Source organism: Neotabrizicola paludis (assembly GCF_044142105.1).
Taxonomy (GTDB): Bacteria; Pseudomonadota; Alphaproteobacteria; order Rhodobacterales; family Rhodobacteraceae; genus Pseudogemmobacter.
This window is the reverse complement of record NZ_JBGTYM010000006.1, coordinates 65874-83463: the sequence shown is the minus strand read 5'-3', so window position 1 is coordinate 83463 and position 17590 is coordinate 65874. Positions and strand designations below refer to the sequence as shown.

20 protein-coding genes are annotated in these 17590 nt (G+C 65.6%); 13 read left to right on the top strand and 7 right to left on the bottom strand.

Features of this window, described 5'->3' with window-relative positions:
• Positions 1-97 precede the first annotated feature (97 nt).
• Together metG and ACED67_RS13840 are read right to left on the bottom strand one after the other, a co-directional pair.
• Complete coding sequence (gene metG / locus ACED67_RS13845; RefSeq protein ID WP_395542450.1) at positions 98-1816, bottom strand: methionine--tRNA ligase; 1719 nt, start codon at positions 1814-1816, stop codon at positions 98-100.
• Between the two features lie 77 nt (positions 1817-1893).
• Positions 1894-2460 (bottom strand): YceI family protein, encoded by a 567-nt coding sequence (locus ACED67_RS13840; protein ID WP_395542261.1) that lies wholly within the window; start codon positions 2458-2460, stop codon positions 1894-1896.
• Positions 2461-2607: 147 nt separating this feature from the next.
• Here ACED67_RS13840 and ACED67_RS13835 point away from each other — a divergent pair, with 147 nt between their 5' ends.
• From ACED67_RS13835 to ACED67_RS13825, 3 genes are all read left to right on the top strand, one after another.
• The gene (locus ACED67_RS13835) at positions 2608-3648 is read left to right on the top strand and encodes an aldo/keto reductase (RefSeq protein ID WP_395542260.1); all 1041 of its coding nucleotides are present in this window, start codon (positions 2608-2610) and stop codon (positions 3646-3648) included.
• Positions 3649-3812: 164 nt separating this feature from the next.
• A complete protein-coding gene (locus ACED67_RS13830; RefSeq protein WP_395542259.1) occupies positions 3813-4271 on the top strand; it encodes a hypothetical protein in 459 nt (152 codons plus the stop codon).
• Positions 4259-4753, top strand: a complete 495-nt coding sequence (locus ACED67_RS13825; protein ID WP_395542258.1) for a lipocalin/fatty acid-binding family protein — start codon at positions 4259-4261, stop codon at positions 4751-4753. Before ACED67_RS13830 ends, ACED67_RS13825 begins: the two co-directional genes overlap by 13 nt.
• A gap of 49 nt (positions 4754-4802) precedes the next feature.
• Here ACED67_RS13825 and ACED67_RS13820 read toward each other — a convergent pair whose 3' ends face one another.
• Positions 4803-5657 carry a helix-turn-helix domain-containing protein gene (locus ACED67_RS13820; protein WP_395542257.1) on the bottom strand — a complete coding sequence of 285 codons (855 nt, stop codon included), beginning with the start codon at positions 5655-5657 and terminating at the stop codon, positions 4803-4805.
• A 105-nt stretch (positions 5658-5762) separates the two neighbouring features.
• On the opposite strand from ACED67_RS13820, the gene ACED67_RS13815 reads away from it, so the two are divergent.
• Entirely contained in the window at positions 5763-6707 is a 945-nt protein-coding gene (locus tag ACED67_RS13815; RefSeq protein ID WP_395542256.1) for a fatty acid desaturase, read from the top strand.
• Positions 6708-6709: 2 nt separating this feature from the next.
• Here the strand turns inward: ACED67_RS13815 and ACED67_RS13810 are convergent, their stop codons facing one another.
• Both ACED67_RS13810 and ACED67_RS13805 read right to left on the bottom strand, forming a co-directional pair.
• The gene (locus ACED67_RS13810; protein ID WP_395542255.1) at positions 6710-7348 is read right to left on the bottom strand and encodes an NUDIX hydrolase; all 639 of its coding nucleotides are present in this window, start codon (positions 7346-7348) and stop codon (positions 6710-6712) included.
• On the bottom strand, positions 7305-7739 hold the full coding sequence (locus tag ACED67_RS13805) for a DUF983 domain-containing protein (RefSeq protein WP_395542254.1): 435 nt from the start codon (positions 7737-7739) through the stop codon (positions 7305-7307). The genes ACED67_RS13810 and ACED67_RS13805 overlap by 44 nt, the downstream gene beginning before the upstream one ends.
• Positions 7740-7974: 235 nt before the next feature.
• On the opposite strand from ACED67_RS13805, the gene ACED67_RS13800 reads away from it, so the two are divergent.
• From ACED67_RS13800 to ACED67_RS13785, 4 genes are read left to right on the top strand one after another with little or no spacing between them, the layout of a single operon-like run.
• Positions 7975-8505, top strand: coding sequence for an EF-hand domain-containing protein (locus tag ACED67_RS13800; RefSeq protein WP_395542253.1), 531 nt, complete (start codon positions 7975-7977; stop codon positions 8503-8505).
• 44 nt (positions 8506-8549) lie between these two features.
• On the top strand, positions 8550-9152 hold the full coding sequence (locus ACED67_RS13795; RefSeq protein ID WP_395542449.1) for an RNA polymerase sigma factor: 603 nt from the start codon (positions 8550-8552) through the stop codon (positions 9150-9152).
• Positions 9149-9529, top strand: coding sequence for a dihydroorotate dehydrogenase (locus tag ACED67_RS13790; protein ID WP_395542252.1), 381 nt, complete (start codon positions 9149-9151; stop codon positions 9527-9529). The genes ACED67_RS13795 and ACED67_RS13790 overlap by 4 nt, the downstream gene beginning before the upstream one ends.
• Positions 9530-9533: 4 nt before the next feature.
• Positions 9534-10076, top strand: coding sequence for a periplasmic heavy metal sensor (locus ACED67_RS13785; protein ID WP_395542251.1), 543 nt, complete (start codon positions 9534-9536; stop codon positions 10074-10076).
• A 19-nt stretch (positions 10077-10095) separates the two neighbouring features.
• Here the strand turns inward: ACED67_RS13785 and ACED67_RS13780 are convergent, their stop codons facing one another.
• A complete protein-coding gene (locus ACED67_RS13780) occupies positions 10096-11490 on the bottom strand; it encodes a diguanylate cyclase (RefSeq protein WP_395542250.1) in 1395 nt (464 codons plus the stop codon).
• Positions 11491-11645: 155 nt separating this feature from the next.
• Between ACED67_RS13780 and ACED67_RS13775 the strand changes: the two genes are divergently transcribed.
• The 5 genes from ACED67_RS13775 to ACED67_RS13755 all read left to right on the top strand — a co-directional run bounded on the left by ACED67_RS13775 (position 11646) and on the right by ACED67_RS13755 (position 16163).
• Positions 11646-11927 carry a DUF3572 domain-containing protein gene (locus ACED67_RS13775; protein ID WP_395542249.1) on the top strand — a complete coding sequence of 94 codons (282 nt, stop codon included), beginning with the start codon at positions 11646-11648 and terminating at the stop codon, positions 11925-11927.
• Positions 11928-11983: 56 nt separating this feature from the next.
• On the top strand, positions 11984-12679 hold the full coding sequence (locus tag ACED67_RS13770) for an HAD family hydrolase (RefSeq protein ID WP_395542248.1): 696 nt from the start codon (positions 11984-11986) through the stop codon (positions 12677-12679).
• 103 nt (positions 12680-12782) lie between these two features.
• On the top strand, positions 12783-14339 hold the full coding sequence (locus ACED67_RS13765) for a trimethylamine methyltransferase family protein (protein ID WP_395542247.1): 1557 nt from the start codon (positions 12783-12785) through the stop codon (positions 14337-14339).
• Positions 14340-14529: 190 nt separating this feature from the next.
• Positions 14530-15111 carry a heme NO-binding domain-containing protein gene (locus tag ACED67_RS13760; protein ID WP_395542246.1) on the top strand — a complete coding sequence of 194 codons (582 nt, stop codon included), beginning with the start codon at positions 14530-14532 and terminating at the stop codon, positions 15109-15111.
• Between the two features lie 5 nt (positions 15112-15116).
• Positions 15117-16163, top strand: coding sequence for a GGDEF domain-containing protein (locus ACED67_RS13755; RefSeq protein WP_395542245.1), 1047 nt, complete (start codon positions 15117-15119; stop codon positions 16161-16163).
• Here ACED67_RS13755 and ACED67_RS13750 read toward each other — a convergent pair.
• Positions 16160-17587 carry a mannitol dehydrogenase family protein gene (locus tag ACED67_RS13750; RefSeq protein WP_395542244.1) on the bottom strand — a complete coding sequence of 476 codons (1428 nt, stop codon included), beginning with the start codon at positions 17585-17587 and terminating at the stop codon, positions 16160-16162. The genes ACED67_RS13755 and ACED67_RS13750 overlap by 4 nt on opposite strands.
• Positions 17588-17590: the final 3 nt, after the last annotated feature.

Genomic DNA, 17590 nt, shown 5'->3' with positions numbered 1-17590 from the left:
CCTCGTCATGACGGCCGACGCGGTGGGGAAATCCCCACCTGCATGGCCTCGGCGCAATCTCGGGTTGTCGAGCCGCGCAAAAGCGTGGCGGAAAGCCTCAGGTGCGAATGCCGGCGAAGCGCGCCTGCCATTCGGCGCGTTCCTCATCGGTGATCTTGCGGAACAGATTCTCGGGGACAGAGAAGCCCGCGCCGGGGGCCAGCTGGCGTAGGGCGGCAGGCACATCCGCAGGCCAGGACCAGTCGGTGCAGCCCATCGCCGCCATCATCGCCTCAGAGGCATCGGGGATGAAAGGCCGCGACAGGACGGCGTAGAGCCGGATCAGGTTCAGCCCCAGCCGCACCATCGCCTGCGCCTGTTCCGGATCGGTCTTGACCACGCTCCAGGGGGCGGCGGCTTGCAGGTATTCATTGCCCGCCACCCAGATCGCGCGCAGCTCGGCCGCGGCCTTGCGCACTTCGATCGCGTCCATCAACCGCTCATATTCGCGGATGCGTGCGCCCAGATCGGCAATCAGCGCATGTTCCATCGGACCGTATTCCCCGCCCGCCGGAACCGTCTCGCCGAATTTCGACCGGGCGAATTTGGTGACGCGGCTGACGAGATTGCCAAGGACATCTGCCAGATCCTTGTTCACCGAGGCCTGGAAATTCTCCCAGGTAAACTCGCTGTCGGCGCTTTCGGGCGCATGGGACAGAAGCCACCAGCGCCAGTAATCGGCGGGCAGGATCGACAGAGCCTGATCCATGAACACGCCGCGCCCGCGCGAGGTCGAGAACTGGCCGCCGTCATAGTTCAGGTAGTTGAAGGATTTGAGGTAATCGACCAGCTTCCAGGGCTCGCCCGACCCAAGGATCGTCGCCGGGAACGACAGGGTGTGGAAGGGGACGTTGTCCTTGCCCATGAACTGGAAATAGGTGACGTCGGACGCGCCCTTGTCGGTGCGCCACCAGCGTTCCCAATCGGCATCCGGGCGGCCATTGGCGTCGGCCCATTCGGCGGTGCCCGCGATATATTCGATCGGCGCATCGAACCAGACGTAAAAGACCTTGCCTTCCATCCCAGGCCAGGGCTGATCGCCCTTTTTCACCGGGATGCCCCAATGCAGATCGCGGGTGATGCCGCGATCCTGCAATCCGTCCCCGTCATTCAGCCATTTCTTCGCGATCGATGTCGTCAGGACCGGCCAGTCGGTCTTGCTGTCGATCCAGGCTTCCAGCTTGTCCTTGAGCGACCGCTGCATCAGGTACAGATGCTTGGTCTCGCGCACTTCCAGATTCGTCGAGCCGGAAATGGTGGAATGCGGGTTGATCAGGTCGGTCGGGTCCAGCTGCTTGGTGCAATTGTCGCATTGGTCGCCGCGCGCCGAGTCATAGCCGCAATTGGGGCAGGTGCCCTCGATATAGCGGTCGGGCAGGAATCGGTTGTCATCGATGGAAAAGACCATCTTCTCGCTGACTTCGCGGATCAGCCCGGCTTCGTCCAGACGCCCGGCGAAATGCTGGGTCAGCCGGTGGTTGCGCAGGCTGGAGGACCGGCCGAAATGGTCGAAAGACAGCCGGAAGCCGCGCGCCAACTCGGACTGGACCTCATGCATCTCGGCGCAATATTCGGCCACGGGCTTGCCAGCCTTGGCCGCCGCCAGCTCGGCTGGCGTGCCATGTTCGTCGGTCGCGCAGATGAACATCACCTCGTCGCCCCGCGCCCGCTTGTAGCGTGCGAAAAGGTCGGCTGGAAGCTGGCTGCCCACCAGATTGCCCAGATGCTTGATGCCATTGATATAGGGAATGGCCGAGGTGATCAGGATCCGTGCCATGTCTTGCCCGCAGTTGTCGGAATTGCCCGAGGCGGGATAGCGCAAAGCGGTGGCGAGGACCAGATGTCCGCGCAGATTCACTCGCGCCGGGCGATCCGGGCGGTGATGATGATGCGCACCTCGTCGCCAACCTGCTGGCCAAAGCCCGTTGCGCCGAAATCCGACCGCTTCACCTTGCCCGTCAGCCGCACCGTTAGATGAGAGAGATCGCCCGCCTGCGTGCCTTGCTGCCGGAAGATTGCGGCATCCAGCGTGACCTTGCGCGTCACGCCCCGGATCGTCAGTGCGCCCGAAATCAACGCGCCATCGCCTGCCGCGGTCACGGCGCTGGAGTGGAAGCTGATGGTCGGAAAGTCACTCGCATCCAGCACGGTCTTTCCCTTCATCGCCTCGGCGGCGAAGGGAAAGCTCGCATCGGCCCCGGTGGCGTTCAGCACTACCGCAACGGTGCAATTCGCCAGCCGGTCGAGGTCTAGAACCAGATCGGCGCTGGCAATGGGGATATGGCCGGAAATGACCTGTGTGCCGAAATCCGTCTCATAGGTCACGGTCGAGCGGTCGGCCTGAAGATCATAGGCGACCGGCGCCGCGAAGGCGGCGGGCGACAGGCCAAGGATCAGCGCAGCAGGGGCAATCCAGCGCATCGCGATCTCCATCTGTCCGGCCAGATTAGCACGGGCCAGGGCCGCCGTCGCGGGCGCCAATGGACATCACCGGAACGTGTGCGTGGATGCGCATCGCTTGCCTGTTGCGCCGGGCGCGCTAGCCTGTGGTCAAGCAGGGGGTGCAGGATGAAAATGATTCCGCTGGGAAAATCGGGCCTGACCGTGTCCGAGCTTTGCCTGGGCACCATGACCTGGGGCAGCCAGAACACCGAAGCCGAGGGCCATGCGCAGGCCGATCTGGCGCTGGATCGGGGCGTGACCTTCTGGGACACGGCCGAGATGTACCCGACCAATCCGGTGCGGGCCGAGACGGTGGGCCGGACCGAAGAGATCATCGGCTCATGGCTCGCAGCGCGGGGCGGACGGTCGCGGCTGGTGATCGCGACCAAAGTGACCGGCAAGGGGCAGGTGGTGCGCGGCGGCGAACCGATCACCGGGCGCACTTTGCGCGCAGCGCTGGAAGGATCGCTGCGGCGGCTGGGCACGGATTATGTCGATCTCTACCAGCTCCATTGGCCGAACCGGGGCAGCTATCATTTTCGCCAGGCCTGGGCCTATGCCCCGCATGGCGTCGACAAGGCTGCCGAGACGGCGCATATGACCGACATCCTGACCACGGCCCGCGCCCTGGTGGACGAAGGCAAGATCCGCGCCATCGGTCTGTCGAACGAAAGTGTCTGGGGCGCGGCGCGCTGGCTGCATCTGGCCGATACGCTGGGCCTGCCGCGCATGGCCTCGATACAGAACGAATATTCGCTGCTCTGCCGCCAGTTCGACACCGACTGGGCGGAATTCTCGATGATCGAGGAGATGCCGCTTCTGGCCTTCTCGCCCTTGGCGGCGGGTCTTCTGTCGGGAAAATACGCGGGTGATGTGACTCCCGAGGGCACAAGGCGTAGTTTCACGCCCAATCTGGGCGGCCGGATCACAGCCCGGGTCTTTCCGGCGGTCGCGGCCTATCTGGGCGTGGCCGCGCGGCATGGGCTTGACCCCTGTCAGATGGCCATCGCCTTTTGCCGTTCGCGCCCCTTCACAACGATCCCGATCGTGGGCGCAACCTCGGTGGCGCAGTTGAAAGTCACGCTGGGCGCGGCAGGAATGGTCCTGCCGTCCGAAGTGCTGGTCGAGCTTGACGAGGCGCATCGCGCGCATCCGCGGCCCTACTAGCGCTTGAAGGAGTGCTCGCTATCAGTCAGAAGCTCGGGATAAGGGGTGGGGTTGCGGGACCGATGGTGCTGAGAGGCTTGCGATATCTCGCGCTTGCGGGCGTGCTGGCCCTTGGGGGATGCGTGCTGCCTGGGGGCGGTGGAAAAACCGCGGCTCCCAACCCGGTGACCGGTGGCGACATCGAAGTGACGCCTCTGGACGCCGTCCCTTCGGCCACCACGGCAAAGGCAGAAGAAGACCCGACGGCCCAAGCGGCTGTGACGCCGGCCGCCGCGTCGGCGAAAGCCCCCGCGGCAGGGGACACGCGCCCGAAGCCCAGGCCCGCCGCTGCCCTGTCTGCCGCGCCGGAAGCGCCCGTCGCCGCGCCTGCCGTGCCCGAGGCGGCGAAATCGCCTGCCCAGATTGCCTGCGAGCGCAAGAAGGGCCTCTGGTCCAAGGCGGGCAAGGGCGGATTTGCCTGTGTCAGCAAGACGCGGGATTCGGGCAAGGAATGCCGAAACGCCAAGCAATGCGAGGGCGAATGCCTGGCGCGCTCGGGCACCTGCGCGCCCATCAAACCACTGTTCGGCTGCAACGAGATACTGGACGATATGGGACGAAGGACCACCCTGTGCATCGATTGATCCTGGCACTGGTGCTGGCGCTTGCCGCCTGTACGCCCCCGCCGCAGATAGCGGGCTTCCGCCGCGCCGATGCGCCGATCTGGTCTTCGGCCGCCTTCTTGCCGACGAAGATCGAGGGAAGCTGGACCCAGGTCGCAAGTTTTTCATCCGGCAAGGGGCCGGGCTGCGCGCCGGGGGGCTTGCATTTCGCGCGCTCTGGCGCGGGGCTGACCGTGCAGGGACAATTGTGCCTCAATGGTCAGCCAAGGCGCATCGCGGGCGTGCTGCGGCCCAGCGGCCCGGGCCGCCTGACCCTGCCTGGCATGTCGGACTGGTGGGTGATCTGGGTCGATGCCGATTACCGTACCCTCGCCGTGGGCACGCCAGATGGAAGTTTCGGTTTCATTCTTGACCGTGGCAAGATTGGTGGGGACCGGCTCAAGGCCGCGGCCGAGATCTTCGACTTCAACGGTTATGCCAAGGGACGGCTTTTCGCCTATTGAGGCGCATGTCGATTTTTCAATGAAAAATCAGCCACCTGCAACGTGATCCTTAGATCTTCAGCTTCAGCGACCGCAAATGACGAGCAGCATCGCGGGCGCCGATTTCCGCCTCGCGCACCAGCCAGTCGAAATGCTCGCTCACAGCTTCGACCCGGGCATCATCGCGAAAGGCGATGTAGTGGCGGCCCAGATAGACAACGGCAAGATGCGGGCCGAAGACCGTGACCGGGGCTGAAAACACCCGGCGGGCATCGAAAAGGCACAGGCGCAGCGTCGGATACAGTTGGTCGCAAAGATCGGCCATGCGGTCGATCTGGCCAAGCCGCACTTCGGGCGGCAGGCCGCGATAATAGCCGGTGCCGGTCGCCAGATTGTCGATCTCATGAAGGGGCAGGGCGATCTCGTAATCCGACCGCGCCCCGCGCATCCAGGCCAGACGGTCCTCGAAGGCGCGCAGCGCCTGTTCCGGGCTGCGGCCCAGTTGCGGCGCATATTCCCATTCCACCATGGCGCGGGTCTTCAGCATGTCGGGCAGGGTGGCCGGGACATGGCGGATCTTGTAGCCCGCCGCCTCGCGGTGCCAGCCGAAGATCGTCTCGTCGATCAGGGCGCGCGGCGCCTCGGTCATGGTGAGTGACGCGGCAAGCAGGTTCGATACCGGTTCGGGCCGGGCCGAGAGGCCCAGAAGCCAGTCGCAGGACACGCCCAGTGCCAGGGCGCAATCGGCGACAAGCTGGGCATTGGGCAGGCGCTTGCCAGGTGCCAAAAGCGCCGAGACGGTTGATCGGTCGACCGCGCAGGCCCGTGACAGCGCCGCCTGGGTGACGCCCTTTTCTGCCATCGCCTGCGCCAGCCGCAGCCGGAACAGACCCGCCCTATCCCGCTTGTCCATCATATCCGGCATATGGTTACTTTAGTCAACGATGTTGCCTTTATGGTGCGTATCTTCCGAATTCCCAGCCGCCACGGCAAGGCTTATCATATGCGTAATAATTCGTTGGGAAAGACAATGCGTTACAGGTTGCTCGCAGGTTCATGGTCGGATGAGGCGCCAACGCTCGCGCTTCTGGCGGCGACCTATGGCCTATTCGCTTTGGCGACCTCGTGGTTTTGGGCTGTCTCGCCCGGCCTTTCCATCCTCGTCACCGCCGTTGCCGCCGCGCAGTTCTGCTCTCTCCAGCACGAGATGCTGCATGGCCATCCCTTCACCAACCGCCACTTGAACCATGCGCTCGCCTTTCCGGCCCTGGGCTTCTTCTATCCCTATCTGCGCTTTCAGGACACGCATCTGGCCCATCACCACGACCCGATCCTCACCGATCCCTATGATGACCCGGAATCGAACTACCTTGACCCTGACATCTGGGTGCGGCTCTCCGCACCGATGCGGGCGGTTCTGCGGGTGAACAACACGCTGGCGGGACGGATGATCCTGGGTCCGCTGCTGGGCTTCGGCTTCTTCCTTGGCACGGAGGCGGCGCTGATCCGGCGCGGCGTGCCGGGGGTGGCGCGGGCCTGGGCGCTGCATCTGCTGGGGCTGGCGCTGGTGATTGGCTGGCTGTCCCTGGCGGGAATGCCGGTCTGGGCCTGGCTGCTGGCGGCCTATCTGGCCGGGGCGATCCTGAAGATACGCACCTTTCTGGAACATCGCGCGCATGAGCTGTTCCGCGCCCGCACTGTGATCATCGAGGATCGCGGCCCTTTGGCGCTGCTGTTCCTGAACAACAATTTCCACGTCGTGCATCACATGCATCCAGCGGTGCCCTGGCACCGGCTGCCCGCCCTGTACCGCCAGAACCGCGACCATTACCTGCGGCGCAACGAGGGCTATCTCTACCGCAACTATCTGGAAATCTTCCGCAAGCACCTGTTCCGCGCCAAGGATCCGGTGCCGCATCCGGTCTGGCCGGTGCAGCGCGGGGAAGAGCGGCCCTTGCAGGACGCGGCGGAATAGGCTCAGTCGATCCGGCGGAACATCGGGCGTGACCCCGAATTGTCAAAGAAGGGCACGCCGGGCTGGGTGCCGCCCGCCAGAAGGTTCGTCACTTCGGCCAGCACGACCTCGGTGATGAAGGGCAGATCCAGCGCCCGTGCCTCGGCCAGCCCGATCCAGTGCAGATGCGACAGTTCAGCATCGGCGCGGGTCAGGTCATCCGGGTCGCAGGCAAGACCTGCCGCATCGGCAAGGAAGAAGCGTGCGTCGAAGCGGCGGCTGCGACCGGGTGGGGTTATGGCACGGAAGACAAAGCGCAGGGGCGCCGCGTCAGGGCGCAGGGTCAGGCCGGTTTCTTCCTCAAGCTCGCGCAGCGCGGCGGCGACCAGCGCCTCGGGTGCGGTATCAGATTGGGACAGTCGGCTCTGGCACTGAGGTGCCAGCGGCAATGGCCCGGCCCAATGGTCGCCGGGATCGACCGCACCGCCAGGGAAGACATATTTCGACGGCATGAACGCGGCCTGGGCGCCGCGCTGACCCATCAGTACGGCGGAACCGCCTGCGGGCAGGCTGCGGGCGAGGATCACCGTCGCTGCGGCGCGGATCGCGGCGTCGCTGTCAGGCAAGATCATGGGCCGGAATGGGCTGGCCAGAGCTTTCATGCCCAAAACCATGCATCCGCTTTGACCATTGCACGGCGACCAGCGCACCTTTCAGCCGAGGCAAAAGGTACAAGGACAGGGCCGCGCAGCCGACCGACAGGATCGAGGCGGTCACCAGCGGATCGGGCTCCCAATGGGTGAACAGGAACAGCATGACCGGAGCCATCAAGTGGCCGACAATCAGGATCGTCAGATAGGCCGGGCCATCATCGGCGCGGTGGTGGTGCAGGTCCTGGCTGCAGACCGGGCAGGTATCACGCACTTTGAGATAGGCCCGCATCATCGGACCCGCGCCGCAATTGGGGCAACGCTGGCGCCAGCCGCGCGCGACGGCGGGCCAAAGGGGGCGCTCATCGGTCGAGGGCGTGGCGGTGGTGTGCTGGTTCTGCATGGGGAACTCTGCCTACGGGCCTGTCGTGGTACCGGCCGAACATAAGCGCTGAGCGTGGCGATTGACAGGGGCTCAGCGGCGCTGTGTCCCGATGTCGCAAGAGCCCTGCTGAAAATTCGGGCGGCGGCAGCGACGGAATGGGCCAGCCCTGTCGTTTGCAAGGGCAGATGGGCGGCGGAGCAGCGCCGACCCTGGCAGAAGGATGACACAGATGTTTGGACAGATGGATCGTCGCATGGCAGCGGCCCTTGCCTTGGGCGCCGTGGCGCTTGTTGCGCTGGGAACGGCTGCGATGGCCGACCGCGGCCCCGGCCGGGGCGAAGGGGCAGCGCTGCTGATGCAGCGTTTCGACGCGATGGATGCCGACAAGGATGGGAAGCTCACCCAAGCCGAGATCGACGCCTTCCGGGCGGCGCGTTTTGCTGCGGCGGACACGAACGGGGATGGCGCGATCGACAAGGACGAGCTGGCCGCGCTGCGCTTGCAGGAGATGCAGGCGCGGGCCGGGAACCAGGCGGCCAGGATGCTCGACCGGATGGATGGCAATGGCGACGGAAAGCTCTCGGCAAGCGAGATGCCGGGCGAAGGCATGGGCGCGCAGCTGTTCGCGCGGGCCGATTCCGACAAGGACGGCGCTATCAGCAAGGCCGAGGCCGAAGCGGCCATGACAAAGCTGGCCGGCAGGATGGAGAAGCATCGTGGCAAGGGCCATGGCGGTCCCGGCTGGTGGTGGGGTCAGGGCGATGCGCAGGGCGCGGAAAACTGAACTCCCCTTTGCGCATCGCTCAGGGATGGGGCTAGATGCAAAGGATGACCATGCCGCGCGACAGGCAGGCCGAGGCCTCGGACGACGATCTTCTGGCGCTCTATGCGCAGGGGAATCGTACTGCCGCGCGTCTTCTGACCGAGCGTTTGGTGCCGCGCGTCTTGGCCTATGCCAGCCGTCTTCTGGCGGGCGACCGGGCCGAGGCCGAGGATGTGGCGCAGGAGGCGATGTTGCGCCTGTGGCGCGCGGCGCCGGGCTGGCGCAGCGGCGAGGCCAAGGTCTCGACCTGGCTCTACCGGGTGGTGACCAATCTGGTCACCGACCGGCTGCGGGCAAGGGGACGCCGCGGCGGTGGGCACCTTCCGCTCGACGCCGGCCCCGAGCCCGAGGATGCCGCGCCGGGGGCGCTGGCCCAGATGATCGACGGTCAGCGCATGGATGCGCTGGGCCGGGCGCTCGCGGCTTTGCCGGACCGCCAGCGCGAAGCGGTGGTGCTGCGCCATCTGGAAGGGCTTGGAAACCCCGAGATCGCGGCCATTCTGGGCGTGGGGGTCGAAGCGGTGGAAAGCCTGACTGCAAGGGGCAAGCGGGCGCTGGCTGCGGCGCTGCAAGACCAGCGCGATGTGCTGGGTTATGAGGGGAGATGACGCGGATGGACATGGACGATCTTGACCGGCTTCTCGACCGCGCGCGCGCCACCCCCGCGCAGCCCGGCACGGATCTGATGGCGCGCATCTTGGCGGATGCCTTGGCGGAACAACCGGCCCCCGGCAGCAGCGCGGCGCAGATGGTCGCTGCCCGCCCGGCGCGGCAAGGCCTTCTTGCCAGGCTGCGCGCGACCCTGGCCGACGGGTTCGGCGGACGCGGCGCGCTGGCCGGTCTGGGTGGCGCGGCCTGTTTCGGGCTTGTGCTGGGGTATGCCGATCCGTCGACCCTGACCTGGCTGACCGGCGGTTTGGGCGGGGTCGCAGTGTCGGACGTGCAGTTTCTGCCCGGCGTCGATTTCTTTCTGAGCGAGGGGTAAGCCCATGAGTGATGCCGAGATGAAGCCCGGTGCCGGAGTGCCGCTGCCCCCGGCGCCGCCGCGCACGCGGGGCTGGGTCAGGACGCTTCTGGTTGTGTCGCTGGCGATCAACCTGGGCGTTGCCGGACTGGCCGTGGGGGCCTTTGTCAAGAATGGCGGTCCACCCCCGCGGATGGAGGGGCGGGACCTGGGCCTTGGCCCCATGGGTGATGCGCTGAACCGGGACGACCGGCGCGCGCTGCGCAAGGCTTTCCTCGCCCGTTTCCCCGAGCTGAAGGCGGGTCGCGCGGCCCTGCAGGCCGATTTCGCCGCTTTGATTGACGCGCTGCGGGCCGAGCCTTTCGATCCGGCGGCGGTCGATGCGGCGATCCTGGTCATCGCCGATCGCAACAGCGAGCGTCTTGCTTCGATCCGCGATATTTTTTCGAACTATCTGGTGAGTCTTTCGCCCGAGGCGCGGTCGGCCTTTGCCGACCGTTTGCAGGCCTCGCTCAGCCGGGACGACCGGAAGGGCAAGGACCACGACCGGGAAAAGGACGGGAACTGAGCCGGGGCGCAGTCGTGCCTTACGCTGCGCTCTGGCTGAAGGTCACCAGGTTGCGACCGCCCGATTTTGACAGGAGCAGCGCCCGGTCGGCGCGGTCGACCACGGTGGCCGGGTCCCCGTCGCCGGTCTGGCCCAAACGGCCCACGGCCACCCCGATCGATACGGTGACGATGATGTTTTCGCCAGCAGGCAGGCGGATGGGCTGTTCGCCCACGATCTGGCGCAGGCGTTCCGCGACGCGTTCGGCATCGCAAAGCCCGGTCTGGGGCAGGACGACGAGAAACTCCTCTCCGCCAATCCGGGCCAGAAGATCGCTGATGCGCAGGTTTTCGGCCAGGCGCCGGGCCACCTCGACCAGCACCGCATCGCCCGCCGCATGGCCATACCTGTCGTTCACGCCCTTGAACCGATCGAGATCGACGATCATCACCGCAAAGGGCAGGTTTTCCGATTCAGCCTGCGCGGCGATGCCCGCAAGCCGTGGCATGGCATAGCGACGATTATAGGTGCTGGTCAGCGGGTCAATCATCGCAAGGCGCAACCCGTCTTCCAAGGTGGCGCGGGTGCGGTCGGTCTGCCGTTTGCGCCGCAAAAGGGTACGCAGACGCAATTCCAGCTCGCCTTCGGGGGCGGCGGTGGAAACCACGTCGTCGGCACCAAGGTCATAGGCCATTTCCGCTGCCGATCCATCCTCACGTTCGGCCATCATGCAAAAGGCGCTTTGCCGCGTTCCGGCATGGGTCTTGAGCGCGGACATCAGCCGCAAGCCGAGACCCGCGCCGTCCAGATCGCATTCGATGACGAAGACTTCGGGAATCGCTTCATCCGCGCCGGGCTGGAGCGCCATGGCCTGTTCGCGTGTCAGCACGCTCAGCCGGTCGCGCATGCGCCGTTGCAGCGCAAGGCGCCAGCTGTTGGCGGTTTCCGGCCTTGCCGCGATCAGGCCGATCGATCCGATCGTGTCGAAGCCGCTGGCCGGTTCCGCAAGGCCCAAGATCCCGGATGCGCTTTCCCCCCACATTTCAGAGACGCGGCGCGCATCGGTCCGGCCGCGCATCAGATTGCGAATCCGCGCCAGAAGAACGGCTTCGGCGATGGGTTTGCTCATCACTGCATCAGCGCCATGGCGCAGCGCGCCAAGGCGTGCCGCCGGATCGCCGGGAGGCGCGAAGGCGATCACCGGAATCGCCCGGGTCAGGGGGTCGCCGCGCAAGAGAGCCAGAAGGTCGGTGCCGGACAGATCGGCCAACGCGAGGTCAAGCAGGATCAGGTCGGGTTGTTCGCTGCGCGCCAGGTCAAGGCACGACGCCCCGTCGGCCGCGAGGATCGGCTCGTAGAATGCTTTGGCGAGCTTAACCTTGTGGATCACACGGTTTGTCGCTGCAGCATCAACAATGAGGATACGTCCGTGCATCGCAACCCGAGATCTGGTGACTCCCACCGTCACATGCTGTGCATTTTCTTACTCAGAAGGTTAAGAAAGTCTTTCCACCTTTTCATAAACCGCCTGTCTTATCTAGACATTGTCGCGAAACTTGGCGGATAGGCGATTCATAGTTGAGGATAAGCATGGTTGGGCAAGAATCCGCTGAGGCCCTGGCACTTGAGGCCTTGGCCTACATTCTGGCGCGCGAGGATCTGTTGTCATCCTTCCTTGCGGCGACAGGGGCAGGCGGCGCCGAATTGCGCGCGGGTGCGGGCGATCCTGTCTTTCTGGCCGCGGTGCTTGATCACCTGCTCAGCGATGATGCGCTGGTGACCGGCTTTGCCGCTGAGGCAGGTCTGCCGCCCCTGACCGTGGTCGAAGCGCGGGCGGCTTTGCCCGGGGGACAATTGCCCAACTGGACGTGATGGACTTTCGGGCGGGCTCCCGGCAAGACTGCGGGCGGCAGCGCATGGGGGCAGGCATGATCGACGGAATCGTCTTCGACAAGGACGGCACGCTTTTCGACTTTCGCGCAAGTTGGGGACGCTGGGCTGACCTGTTCCTCTCGGGCCTGGCCCGCGATCCGGCCCATTTCGCGGCCCTTGCCGATGCCATCGGGTACTTGCCGCAGGCGCGCAGCTTCCGCCCCGACAGCGTGGTGATCGCGGCAACCGCCGCCGATATCGCTGCAGCCCTGCTGCCCCATCTGCCCGGCCGCGAACAGGCGGAACTGACCGAGGCGATCGACGCCGCCGCCGCCGGTGTGGCCATGGCCGAGGCGGTGCCGCTGGTGCCCTTGCTGACGGCGCTCCGCGCGCGCGGATTGCGGCTGGGCGTCGCGACCAATGACAGCGAAGTCCCGGCCCGTGCCCATCTTGCGGCGAACGGGCTGACGCAGCTCTTCGACTATATCGCCGGCTACGATTCCGGCTATGGCCCAAAGCCCGGCCCCGGAATGTGCCGGGCCTTCGCCGATACACAGGGCCTTGATCCGGCCCGGGTGCTCATGGTGGGGGACAGCCGTCATGATCTGGAAGCCGGCCGTGCCGCCGGGATGCGCACCATCGCCGTGCTGACCGGCATCGCGACCGAAGCCGATCTGGCCCCGCATGCCGATGTCGTCCTGCCGGATATCGGTGCGCTTCCGGCCTGGCTTGATGGGCTTTCCGCCCGTTAATTCGCGAGCGCCGATCAAAAACGACATATTCACGTCGTAGAACGGGTGCGCTTGCGCTGGCGGGTTCGGCCAGATTGGCGACTGAGCAGCTATGGGGGCGACCATGACCGACGAGCCGGGCCGCAAGCGCCGCGCGGGGGGGCGGGCAGGAATGAAGGTGCGCGCGGGCGGTGCCGCGATCGACCAGATGCCCTGGAGAATCCCGGTCAATCCCGATCGGCCGACCGAACCGCTGGACGAAGACGGCGTGCAGCGCATCCACAAGGGCGCGATGCGGATCCTGTCGGATATCGGCATCGAGTTCCTCAATCCCGAAGCGGTCGAGATCCTCAAGAAAGCCGGCTGCGTGGTGAACGGAACCAATGTGCGCATGGACGAGGATTTCGTGATGGAGATGCTCTCCCACGCGCCATCCGAATTCACCATCACCCCGCGCAATCCCGCGCGCGAGATCACCATCGGCGGCAAGCATATGGTGTTCGTGAACGTCTCGTCGCCGCCCAATGCCTGGGATCTGGAGCGCGGCAAGCGCTCGGGCGACTTCGAGACCTTCAAGGAATTCATCAAGCTGACGCAGTATTTCAACTGTATCCATGTCGCGGGCGGCTATCCGGTCGAGCCGGTGGATATCCACCCCTCGATCCGCCACCTCGACTGTCTTTATGAAAAGCTCGTCCTGACCGACAAGGTCTGCCACGCCTATTCGCTGGGGGCGGAACGGGTGGAGGACGTGATGGAGATGGTGCGCCTAGCAGGCGGGCTGAGCCATGACGAATTCGACGCCAAGCCCCGGATGTATACCAATATCAACTCGGTCAGCCCATTGAAGCATGATTTTCCCATGCTCGACGGGGCGATGCGGCTGGCGCGGCGCGGGCAGCCCGTGGTTGTCACGCCCTTCACTTTGGCCGGGGCCATGGCGCCGGTGACCATGGCGGGGGCGGTGACGCTGTCGATCGTCGAGGCACTCGCCGCGGTGGCGCTCTTGCAATATATCAACCCCGGCTGCCCGGTGGCGATCGGCACCTTCACCTCGAATGTCGACATGAAATCCGGCGCGCCCGCCTTTGGCACCCCGGAATATATGCGGGCGACGCAGATGACCGGGCAATTGGTGCGCTTCTATGGCGTGCCGATGCGGGCCTCGGGCGTCTGCGCCGCGAATATCCCCGACGGGCAGTCGATGTGGGAGACCTCGAACAGCCTGTGGTCGGCGGTGATGAGCCAGACCAACATGGTCTATCACGCGGCGGGCTGGCTGGAAGGCGGGCTGATCGCCAGCCCCGAGAAATTCGTCATGGACTGCGAAGTCCTTCAGATGATCCAGCGCTATTTCGAGCAGGCGACCTTTGCGACCGATGTCGAGGACATCGCCATCGACACGATCCGCGAGGTCGGACCGAACGGGCATTACTTCGGGGTCCAGCATACCCAAGACCGTTACCAGCACGCGTTCTACCAGCCCTTCGCGAGCGATTGGCGCAATTATGAGGCCTGGGCGCTGGACGGCTCGGTCTGGACGGCGGAGCGGGCGCATCGGATCTACAAGCAGATCCTGGCCGAATTCGAGGCCCCGGCCATCGACGGCGGCGCGCTGGAGGAGCTGACCCGCTTCGTCGCGCGCCGCAAGCAAGAGGGCGGGGCTCCGACCGATTTCTAGACCATGCGCCGATGTCCCACGGTGGGACAGAGGGTAGGCCAAGGAAAATCAATGACTTACGATTCTGGCGTAAGTGTTTCTTAACCTTCGCACCAGGGTCCGGCCGGAGGGCATGTCCGGCACGGCGGGGTACAGCGCCTTGTTAACGCTTCCACCTTAGGCTTTGCCGGGAATCAACCGCGGAGCCAGGATGTACGGGCTGTTCCTACGTGCCCTTCAGAACTATGTCTGCGTCACCTTCGGGCCCGAGCCTCTGGTGCGGGCTTTGGCGGCTGCCGGTGCGCCCGAAGGGTTCGAACCGCTTCTGCGCTACGAACACCACACGTTGCGCGCGTTTCTGGCCAAGGTCTGCGCCGAACTCGGACGCCCGGCCACGGCGATACTCGAGGATCTGGGCACGTTCGTCGTCACTGACGAAGGTCATTCCGCCACCCGCCGCCTGCTGCGCTTCGGGGGCACGAGTTTCAGCGAGTTTCTGTTCTCGCTTGAGGAATTGCCGGAACGCCTGCGGCTTGCCCTGCCGGATGCCGAGCTGCCCCTTCTGCATCTGACCGATCTGGGGGAAGGGCAGTTCCGACTGATCTGTTCTACCGATTGCGGCGAGCTGGGCTTCCTGATGCTGGGCATTCTGCGCGCCATGGCCGACGATTACGGCGCGCTGGTCACGATCGAGGCCGAGCGGGCCGACGATCAGGCGGTGATCCTGACGCTGCGACTGCTGGATGCCGGTTTCGCGGCCGGGCGGCCCTTTGATCTATCGGCGGCGGGGTAGCGGCGATGGCGGCACATCTGGCAGATCTGTTCGGGGCTGCGACGGTGACGCCACCGCCGCCCCAAGAACGCGTCGAGGGCCTTGGTCTTTCGCCCGGTGATCTGGCGCGCATCATGCCTCTGCACGCCATCCTGTCATCCGAGGGCATCCTTCGGGGCGCCGGGCCGACCTTGGCCAAGATCTTTCCCGGCGAGCAGATTCTGGGCAAGCCGTTCCTTGGCCTTTTCGAAATACGGGGGCCGGGCTGGATAGGCGATATGGGCGCGCTGTTGGCGCGGGCCGGGCAGAAGCTGCACCTCTCGCCGCGCGGGGCCGCCGCGGGGTTGCGGCTGCGCGGCATCCTCGCCCCGCTTGGGACGGGCGGTCATCTGGTCAACCTGTCCTTCGGCATCGACGTGGCGCGCGCCGTGGGCCAGTTGCAGCTGACCGATATGGATTTCGCCCCGACCGACCTGGCGATGGAGTTGCTGTATCTGGTCGAGGCCAATACCGCCGTGCGCGGCGAGATGCGGGAACTCAGCCGCCGTCTGGTCGGCGCCCGGTTGCAGGCGCAGGAAGAGGCCCAGACCGATCCTCTGACGGGGTTGCGCAACCGCCGTGCCTGCGACAGTTTCCTGACCCGGCTGTGCCGGGAGCGCGCGCCGTTCAGCCTGATGCAGATCGACCTGGATTACTTCAAGCAGGTGAATGACCGGCTGGGCCATGCGGCGGGCGATCATGTGCTGAAACATGTGGCCAAGGTGCTGAGCGCACAGGCCCGGGTGATGGATTGCGTGGCGCGGGTGGGCGGCGATGAATTCATGATGGTGCTGCCGGGATTGGTTGAACCCAACCGACTGATTGCGCTGGGAGAAAAGATCATCGCCCAGCTTTCGCACCCCATTCCCTTTCAGGAGGAGCGTTGCGAGATTTCCGCGAGCATGGGCTTTGCCATCGTGCAGGCCGGGCTTGGCCCCGACCCCGCCACCGCGCTGGCCGAGGCCGACATCATGCTTTACGCCGCCAAGGCGGGCGGGCGCGGCCGGGTCATGGGCACGCGCATCGAGCGCTAGCCGTTGATATAGGCGGTCAGCGTCGCCGCCGTGCCCTGATCCCACAACTGACGCAGGGCGGTGGCGAAGGAGGCGCTGAAACGCGGATCATCGGCGACCTCGCCATAAACGGTGCGGAGCCCGTCCAGCCAGAGCTGCGGTTTGACCCGCGCCGAAAGGGCCATCGGCTGCAACATGTCCCAGTTCGGATCGTTGGGCGGGATCTCGGTGCCGTCATCCTGCGTGCCCGCGCAATAGCGGCACCACAGGGCCGAGACCAGCGCGAGACCGGTGATGCTACCCCCTGCCGCCAGCGCATCGCGGATCGAGGGCACGATGAACTTGGGCTGGCGATTCGACCCGTCCAGGCAAAGCCGCCGTTCGGTATCGGCGATCTCGGGGTTGGAAAAGCGCTGGACGATCAGCTTGTAGTAATCGGGGATGACCGTGTCCGGAACGGGCGGGACATAGGGGATGATCTCCTCGGTCTCGACCTTGTTCAGAAAGCCCAGGATCAGCGGATGGGCCATGGCCTGATGGACATATTCCACCCCCATGAGCCCGCCGGGATAGGCGATGGTCGCGTGGCCGCCGTTGAGGATGCGGATCTTCATCATCTCATAGGCATGGACATGCGGGGTGAAGGTGACGCCGACCTTTTCCAATGCGGGGCGGCCCTGCGGGAAATTGTCTTCCAGCACCCATTGCCGGAACGGCTCGCAGGTGACGGGAACCGGATCGTTCAGGCCGAAGACCTCGGCCAGCGCGCGTTCGCGCGGGCCGGTGGCGGGGGTGATGCGGTCGACCATGCCATTGGGGAAGGCGACATGGGCGGCGATCCAGTCGGCCAGGGCCGGGTCCGACAACCGGGCAAGGCCCACCACGGCGGCCTGGGTGACATGGCCGTTGCCGGGCAGGTTGTCGCAGGACATCACGGTGAAGGGCGGGATATCGGCGGCACGGCGCGCCTTGAGCGCGGCGACGATCGCGCCGAAGGCGGTGGTCTTGGGGTCCTTGGCATCGGCCAGGATGGCAGGGTCGGTCGGGTCGAACTGGCCGGTGGCGGGGTTGATGAAATAGCCGCCTTCCGTGACGGTCAGCGACACGATGCGAATCTCTGGCCGCGCCATGGCGGCGATAAGGCTTTTGTTGTCGGCCTCGACCGGAAGGAAGTCGATCATCGCGCCGACACGGCGGGCGGATTTGCCGGCGGGGTCGAGCGTGATGATGGTTGAAAGACAATCCTGCGCCTTGAGCGCCGCGCGCATCGCGGCATCGGGCGCGCGGACGCCCGCGCCAAGGATGGCCCAGTCCCGGCTTTCGCCAGTGGCGAAAAGGTCATCGAGATAGACCGCCATATGGGCGCGGTGGAAATTCCCCAGGCCGATATGGACGATGCCGGGGGTGAGGGTCTTGCGGTCATAGTCGGGAAGGGTTGCGTCCATGTC